The organism is Brevibacterium picturae, from assembly GCF_030453725.1.
Classification (GTDB): Bacteria; Actinomycetota; Actinomycetes; order Actinomycetales; family Brevibacteriaceae; genus Brevibacterium; species Brevibacterium sandarakinum_A.
The window spans coordinates 1-7,420 of record NZ_JAKDJU010000150.1; the positions used below are offsets into that span (position 1 = coordinate 1).

The 7,420-nt window shown below is 62.5% G+C and carries 5 protein-coding genes; 2 read left to right on the forward strand and 3 right to left on the reverse strand.

The annotated features are described in order from the left end of the window. Window positions 1-127 precede the first annotated feature (127 nt). Complete coding sequence (locus L0G76_RS12585; protein ID WP_304357533.1) at window positions 128-2,095, reverse strand: ATP-dependent DNA helicase; 1,968 nt, start codon at window positions 2,093-2,095, stop codon at window positions 128-130. Beyond that, complete coding sequence (gene hflX / locus L0G76_RS12590; RefSeq protein ID WP_304357534.1) at window positions 2,092-3,567, reverse strand: GTPase HflX; 1,476 nt, start codon at window positions 3,565-3,567, stop codon at window positions 2,092-2,094. The genes L0G76_RS12585 and hflX overlap by 4 nt, the downstream gene beginning before the upstream one ends. Before the next feature lie 111 nt (window positions 3,568-3,678). Between hflX and L0G76_RS12595 the strand changes: the two genes are divergently transcribed. Continuing rightward, on the forward strand, window positions 3,679-4,293 hold the full coding sequence (locus L0G76_RS12595) for a class I SAM-dependent methyltransferase (protein ID WP_304357535.1): 615 nt from the start codon (window positions 3,679-3,681) through the stop codon (window positions 4,291-4,293). 197 nt (window positions 4,294-4,490) lie between these two features. Here L0G76_RS12595 and L0G76_RS12600 read toward each other — a convergent pair whose 3' ends face one another. After that, window positions 4,491-6,017: an alanine/glycine:cation symporter family protein gene (locus L0G76_RS12600; RefSeq protein ID WP_304357536.1), complete on the reverse strand. Its 1,527-nt coding sequence runs from the start codon at window positions 6,015-6,017 to the stop codon at window positions 4,491-4,493. A gap of 606 nt (window positions 6,018-6,623) precedes the next feature. Here L0G76_RS12600 and L0G76_RS12605 point away from each other — a divergent pair. Further along, window positions 6,624-7,295 (forward strand): DUF4396 domain-containing protein, encoded by a 672-nt coding sequence (locus L0G76_RS12605; protein WP_304357537.1) that lies wholly within the window; start codon window positions 6,624-6,626, stop codon window positions 7,293-7,295. The last annotated feature ends 125 nt before the right edge of the window (window positions 7,296-7,420 follow it).

Genomic DNA, 7,420 nt, shown 5'->3' on the forward strand with positions numbered 1-7,420 from the left:
CTGACGTTCCCACAGCTGTGCCCCGACCGATATCGGTCGGGGCACAGTGCATCTGAGCATCCGGCTCGTGGGGAACAGAGCGCCTTGCGGGAACCGTGCGTGCTTGTTGGTCAGCCGTGTGTGACTGTCACTCGTCCATCGCCGCCAAGCGTCCAAGACTGCTCTTCACGAGACTCGAATCCGTCGTCGGCCACATCGACGGCATCGAATTCACCAGATAGCCGCCGTAGCGCGCCGAGCGTAGGCGTGAGTCGAGCACGGCCACGACTCCCCTGTCCGAGGTCGAACGGATGAGGCGGCCCGCACCCTGTGCCAGGCGCAGGGCGGCATGAGTGGCGCTGACGGCCATGAACCCGTTGACTCCCCGATTGTCGGCATCTCTCGACCTGGCCTGCATCAGCGGGTCATCGGGTCGGGGGAACGGGAGCCTGTCGATGATGACGAGGCGATTGGTCCGGCCCGGAACGTCCACTCCCTGCCACAGTGACATGGTTCCGAACAGGCAGGCCTCGTCATCGGCGGTGAACTGGGAGACGAGCGAGGGCAGCCCGTCGTCGCCCTGGAGGAGGATCGGAATGTCGAGCTTCGTCCGCAGATGTTCGGCAGCGACATTCGCTGCCGCGCGGGAGGAGAAGAGTCCCAGCGCTCCCCCGTTGGATGCCGTGACGAGTTCCTCGAGCTCGTCCAGGGCCTGTTCGCTGAGGCCGCTGCGGCCAGGCCGCGGGAGGTGGGCGGCGACGTAGAGGATGCTCTGTTTGCCGTAGTCGAAGGGCGATCCGACGTCGAGGCTGTCCCACTTGGGTGCGTCGGGGCCGAAGAGTCCCAACGATGCCGCGACCGCGTCGAAGTTCCCTCCCAGTGACAGGGTCGCCGAGGTGGCCACCACCGTTGACTCCTCGAAGATTCCTGACCGCATGGTGCCGGCGACGCTCAGCGGTGCGACGACGAGGTTCGTGGTCTCACGTTCCCGGAAGGTGCTCCGCGACAACCACACGACGTCGTTCTTGCCCGGTGAACAGAAGCGCTCGGCCAGGTCGAAGATCTCCTGGCAGCGAGCCTTGGCCATCTGGCGACCGGCATCGGAATCCTCGGTCTTGCCGCCGATGTCGTTGATGATCTGCCGTGAGGAGTCGCGAATCTGGGCCAATGCCAGCGACAGCGCCTCACTCATGTTCATGACCAGGCCCTCGCTGACGCCGCTTTGAGCCCGTTCCAGTGCAGCGGCCGCCGAGTCCAGCAGCGCGACGACGCCGTCCTGAACGATCGTGTGCTTGCGCACGGAGCTCGTCGCTGCCGAGAGCATGCTCGTGTTGATCTGGCCAGACAGCGCGTTCGTGACCCGGTCCTTGAGTTCGTGGGCCTCGTCGATGATGATGACGTCGTGTTCGGGCAGCACGGTGTTCTCACCGAAGGCGTCGATGGCCAGCAGGGCGTGGTTGGTCACGACGATGTCGGCCTCGGCCGCGTTGTTGCGTGCCAACTCGGCGAAGCATTCGGTGTAGAGGGGGCAGTTCGAGCCGAGGCAGTCGAAGGCATTGACGGAGACCTGTGACCAGGCCCTGTCGCTGACGCCGGGCAGCAGGTCGTCGCGATCGCCGGTGTCCGTGGTCTTCTCCCAGGTCCGGATCCGCTGGATCTCCTCGCCCAGCCCCGATCGGTCGTTCGGCTTGCGACCGGCCTCCGCATCGGCGCCGAGGTCGAAGAGCATGCCCTCGCCCTCATCGGGGTATCCGCCGCCGAGCTTGTGTTTGCAGACATAGTTGCGTCTGCCCTTGAGCAGGGCGGCCCGCGGCAGCGGATCGAGGCTCTTCTTCACCGACTTGAACAGTCGCGGCAGATCCCGATGGATGATCTGTGTCTGCAGAGCCAAGGTCGCCGTCGACACGATGACACGGTTACCGGTCCGGCTGGAGTACTCGGCCGCGGGAACCAGGTACGCCAGCGATTTTCCTGTCCCGGTGCCGGCCTGAACCAACAGGTGAATGCCCTTGTCGACCGCCGAGGCGACGGCGTCGGCCATCTCTGTCTGACCTGTGCGGGTCGAGCCGCCGATGGCCCCTACGGCGGACTCGAGCAGGTCTTCCACGGCACTCACTCGCCGATGACCAGATCCGGACGTCGGAAGTCTTCGAGCTCGGCAGCCAGTTCTGCCGGGACCTTGGCCTGCATTGCGGTTCCACCGGCGCCGTGCTCTTCATGTTCGACCATGCCGAGGGCATAGATCTTCGACACGAGGTCACCGCGCTGGTAGGGAATGAGCACCGTGACCTCGATATTCGGCGCCGGCAGCATCTCCTCGATCGCTTCGACGAGCTCGGGAACGCCCTCTTTCGTCACGGCAGAGACGAAGCGGGCCTCCGGGTATTCGGCGTGGAGACCGGTCACCACGGCTTCATCGGCGAGGTCGGCCTTGTTGAAGACGAGCAGTTCGGGAATGTCTCCGGTGTCGACGTCCTTGAGGACTTCCCGGACTGCGTGGATCTGTCCGTGCGGGTCCGGATGCGAGGCATCGACGATGTGGAGGAGCAGATCCGAGTCGGAGGCCTCCTCAAGTGTCGAACGGAAGGCTTCGACCAATTGGTGCGGAAGGTTCCGGACGAAACCGACGGTGTCGGTATAGGTGAAGGTGATGCCGTCGGCGGTCCTGGACTGTCTGACGGTCGGATCCAGGGTCGCGAACAGCGCATTCTGCACCATCACCTCGGCGTCGGTGAGCTGGTTGAGCAGTGAGGACTTACCGGCGTTGGTGTAGCCGACGATCGCCACGGACGGGATGTGATTGCGCGCGCGGTTCTTCCGCTTCGTCGACCTCGAAGGAGCCATCGCGGCGATCTGTCGGCGCAGCTTCGTCATTCTGGCCCTGATCCGGCGTCGATCGAGTTCGATCTTCGTCTCGCCGGGACCGCGCGAGCCGATTCCGGCACCGCCGGCGACACGGCCACCCGCCTGGCGGGACAGGGACTCGCCCCAACCGCGCAGACGCGGGAGAAGGTATTCGAGCTGAGCCAGTTCGACTTGTGCCTTGCCCTCTCGCGACTTGGCATGCTGGGCGAAGATGTCGAGGATGAGAGCCACACGATCAACGACCTTGACCTTGATGACGTCTTCGAGTCCGCGTCGTTGGCTGGGTGCGAGTTCGGAGTCGATGATCACGGTGTCGGCCCCCACCGAGGCGACGATCTCAGCCAGCTCGGCGGCCTTGCCCTTGCCGAGGTAGGTGCCGGGGTCCGGGGTTTCACGCCGTTGGATGATTGCGTCGAGGACTTCGGAGCCGGCGGTCTCCGCGAGTGCGGCGAGTTCCCTGACCGAGTTCTCGGCGTCGGCCTGTGTCGTGTTCCACAGCCCTGCGAGGACGACCTTCTCCAGGCGGACCTGGCGGTATTCGACCTCGGTGATGTCCTCGAGTTCGGTGGACAGTCCGGCGACTCGTTTGAGTGCGGCTCTCTCGGCCAGGTCGAACTGCGAGTCGTTGTCGACATTTGCTTCGTTGGTGCCCAGCGCCTGGGCGCCTCGGGCGAGAACGCGGTCGAGCATCGCGTCCCGACGTTCTTTGTCAGTAGACGTCATTCATTCCTTTGTTCGCTTCTACTCCTCGCTCGGCATTGGCGCCGAACGACGAGTTCCTCTCAGATGAAAGAGGTGTCCATCAATTCTCCCACAGCCGTCTACACTGGAACGGTGTCAGAGCACTATTTCACGCAATCGCCGAGCAGCGAAGCCAGAACACGCGAGCTCACACTCGACCTCGCGGGCCGCGAGGTCACGGTTGAGACCCTTTCGGGGACCTTCTCCCCCACTCGTCTGGATCTGGGAACCGCGGTTCTGCTGCGACATCTGCCGGTGCCCGAACCCGGCGACATCCTCGATCTGGGGTGCGGTTGGGGGCCGATCTCCTTGGATGCGGCCTTCAGGGCCAAGGACGCCGAGGTGGATGTTCGCGTGTGGGCGCTCGACGTCAACTCCCGGTCCCTTGATGCCACGGCGAAGAATGCGCAGCGTCACGGTTTGGATTCGGTTCGCCCCGTCACCGCCGACGAGATCCCGGCCGACCTGCAATTCAGTGCGATCCGTTCGAACCCGCCCATCAGGGTCGGCAAGGACGCTCTGCATGACCTGCTGACCACCTGGCTGCCGCGATTGGCCCCTGGTGGACGCGCCGATCTGGTCGTGTCGAAGAACCTCGGCGCGGATTCGCTCCACAAGTGGCTCATCGCAACTCTCGGAGACGGCTTCAGCGTCGTCCGCACCGGATCGTCCAAGGGCTACCGGGTGCTCACCATCGACCGCGACTGAATCATCTGCGCCGCCGGTTCCTGTCCTATCGACATGTTCGCCAACGGTGACGGCGCCTGGTCGACCCCCGGACCTACCTCGCATTCTGCACGACATACCTCGCATTCTGCACAGAGGCGGACCGGTGGCCCGATGCCAGGCGGCCAGGTGATAGATGGTCGGACGCCTGACCGTTGCTCGGTCTGGATTCCTCGACCTCAGCCGGCATCTTCCTCTGAGTTGTGCCCTTCCCCGACGGGATCCTTGCGCACTTTCCTGCCGCGGTTCTCCCAGAACTCGGTTGTGGCCACCTCGTCCGTATCATCCCATGCCTCAATATCTGTACTGATGTGCTTGTAGCTGGGCAGGTCGGCTCGACGGAAGATGGGTTCCTGCCCGGCACGACGCTGATCCATATAGTTCTTCAGAAGTCGGAACACCAGTGGAGAGAGCATCAGCAGGGCGAAGAGGTTGATCAGCGCCATGATCGCCATGAAAATGTTTGCGGCAGTCCAGACGATGTCGAGCGAGGCTATTGCGCCGACGAAGACAGCGACCATCACGATCACCTGATAGATCCGCAGTGCTGCTCGGCTGCGGGTCAGATGCTCGATGTTGGCTTCCCCGTAGTAGTAGTTGCCGAGAACTGAAGAGAATGCGAAGAGGAAGATCGCGAAGGTGAGGAAGTGGATCGCCCACTGGCCGAGTTGTCCGCTCAAGGCGGTCTGGGTCAGCTGGATCCCTTCGGCCGAGCTGCCGTATTCGGGATTGGAGAGCAGGATGATGAAGGCGGTGATCGAGCAGACGAGGATCGTATCGAAGTACACGCCCAGCGATTGCACGAAGCCCTGTTTGGCGGGGTGCGAAGCGGATGCCGTCGCTGCGGCATTCGGAACGGAGCCGATGCCTGCCTCATTCGAGAACAGTCCGCGCTGAACTCCTACCAACATGATCGAACCGAGCGTTCCACCGGCGATCGAGTGCATGCTGAAGGCGTCGCTGAAGATGGTGCCGATCATCTCAGGGACCGCGTCGATGTTCATCGACACGACAATGATTCCCACGATCAGATACAGGCCGGCCATGACCGGCACGAGGTAGGCGGAGACGTTTGAGATCCGTTTGGCGCCACCGGCGAAGATCGCGTAGGCACCGACTGCGATGATCAGACCGGCGATCGCGCTGAACATGAAGTTGGATGCATCGACGTCGAATGACGTCGCAACCGCGTCAACGATGGAGTTGGACTGCACCGTGTTGAATACGATTCCGTAGGTGATGGCCACGATCACTGCGAAGGCCGCCCCGAGCCATTTCATCTTCAGCCCGCGTGTGATGTAGTACGCCGGGCCTCCTCGGAAGTTGGAGCCGTCCTTGACCTTGTAGAGCTGGCCGAGCGCGGACTCGGCGAACGCCGTCGCCCCGCCGACGATGGCGGTCAGCCACATCCAGAACATCGCGCCGGGACCGCCCAAGGAGATCGCAAGGGCCACACCGGCGATATTCGCTGTGCCCACGCGCGAGGCCGCAGAGATGGAGAAGGCCCGAAACGGTGAAATGTTCCTGTTGCCTTCGGCATCGTGGCCGCCGGGCTCGGCGAGTGTGCGGAACATTTCGGGGAGCAGGCGCAACTGCACCGCGCCCGTCCGAATCGTGAAGTACAGACCAGTGGGAATCAGAACAGCGACGAGAACGTAAGTGATGACGTTGTCGACGCTGTCGAAGACGTTCTGGAGCATCTCCATAAGGCTGGGCCTCCTTCAACACGCACCGCGTGTGGTTCGGGCGAGCGATTGCAACGCCCTCCGGTTGTGATTCCCCCAGTCTGCCAGTGTTCACCACATATGGAGTCGGCCATTTCACCTCGAGGCCTCGCTCAGACTTCGTACTCGATGGTTTCGAGGCGAGCCGCACCATTTTTGTCGTCTGCAACAACGGGCGTCAAGCGCTGTGCTCCTCATTCAGCAGAAGAACAGAAGTGAACGACGAATGCACATCATCAACGATCGCCGCTGCACCTCATTGAGTCCTCGCGGCACACCGCGGTTCCAAGACGACAGCAGCATCGTCGCCCACGCCGCCTGTGCACGGCGATGGCGAAAGTCCCGTGCACCGGGGCAGTGAGAGCTGCGGCACTAGGGACCGGGCGCATCTGCCATGGCCCTGCCAGACGGATCGCGGCGTCGACGCGTGGAGCGATAGCCAGACATCACATTCCCTCGTCTGCTGTCAGCCACTCGCCGATGTCGAACCCCGTGGGCCCGTGGTACCGAATATCATATGGTGATCATGTATACGGAAGTCGTGACTTCACTACCGCTGTCTGCTCAATCACTCAGAACGGAGAGATAATGAATTGGCTCGATCTCATTGCCTGGATCTCACTCATTCTCAGTCTCGCCCAAGCGGTAGTGATCGCCGTCGACATCTTCAGGTACAGGCAGACGATGATGCCGATCATGAACGCCGTATGGCCCCTCATCGGGCTCTTCTTCCCCGTCGTTGGCATATGGGCGTACTTCGGACTGGGACGAGAACAGTCGTCGCAGAGTCACTCTGATGCGTCCGAGCCAGAGAAGCCATTCTGGCAAAGCGTGTTCGTCTCGACGACCCACTGCAGTGCAGGCTGCTCCCTCGGGGATATGATCGGCGCACCTCTCGTCTTCCTCACGGGGATACTGATCGCCGGTTCGACTCTGCTCACCGACTATATAGTCGAGTTCGTCCTGGCCTATATCTTCGGCATCGCCTTCCAGTACTTCGGGATGGGCTTCACGAAGCACAAGGATCCGAAAGCAGCCCTGAAGAACGCCATCAAAGCAGACACACTGTCACTGCTCGCGTTCGAAGTCGGCATGTTCGGCTGGATGGCGCTGGTGTCTCTGGTCTTCTTCGCTACACCGCCCCGACCTGATTCGCCGACATTCTGGCTGATGATGCAGATCGCCATGATGCTCGGCTTCCTCACCAGCTTTCCTGCGAACTGGGTCTTGGTCAGACGAGGTGTCAAGCACGCAATGTAGGCTTCCCTCCCGGGGGTGTCTGAGAACAAGCCGGTCCAGGCGTCGCCTGTCTCTCGACCAGCCGCTTCTCCCCTGATCGATATTCCGCGCGATGACCACAGCCACCGCTGCTTGGCCGGAAGCAA